Raw genomic sequence first — 576 nt, forward strand, 5'->3', positions numbered from 1 at the left:
CACGAAAAAGGCACAAGTTTTACTATAAGCCTGAACAAAGTTTCTGCCGTTACAAACTATTTTCAGATCAAATGGAGGTTGAATGGTATTCATCCTGTTGATATTCCGTACTACTGGGAAGATTATGAAGTGACAAATCGATATATTAATTTATTGGATGTAAATAACTTTACTCAAGGGGAAATCCAAGCCTATGAAATTGCATTTCTTCCTGTTCCAATAATAATTAAGGGAAGAGGGGAACCTGCATCGCCCAACGATTGGGAAAGTTTTGATTTTATTGGGGAGGTTCATTCCATCAATAAAGAAATATATGAACTTTTGGAACAATTAAAACAACAAAATGAAATTAATGGGGGAGTTATGACAAGCACTCCAGTCCAACTTCGAGGAAATGTTCGGAACAAAAGAGATGAGAATGAACTGGTACTAGGCTATTTTGGCGTTTCTGCAGTATCGGAAATAAAGGAATATGTTAGAAGACAAAAAATTATAGTAAGATCCTTCTGAGTAGAAGTATGGGGAGAGTTTGGGGGGAGGCTGGAAAAGTTCGATGTACTCCATTAGGTCAAAACT

1 protein-coding gene is annotated in these 576 nt (G+C 36.6%); it reads left to right on the top strand.

Annotated features, from left to right (window positions below):
• The coding region (locus E1171_RS04905; protein ID WP_187696265.1) for a DUF4249 family protein at positions 1 to 510 on the top strand (510 nt) is incomplete at its 5' end.
• Positions 511 to 576: the final 66 nt, after the last annotated feature.

The organism is Xanthovirga aplysinae, assembly GCF_009711365.1.
GTDB classification, from domain to species: Bacteria; Bacteroidota; Bacteroidia; order Cytophagales; family Cyclobacteriaceae; genus Xanthovirga; species Xanthovirga aplysinae.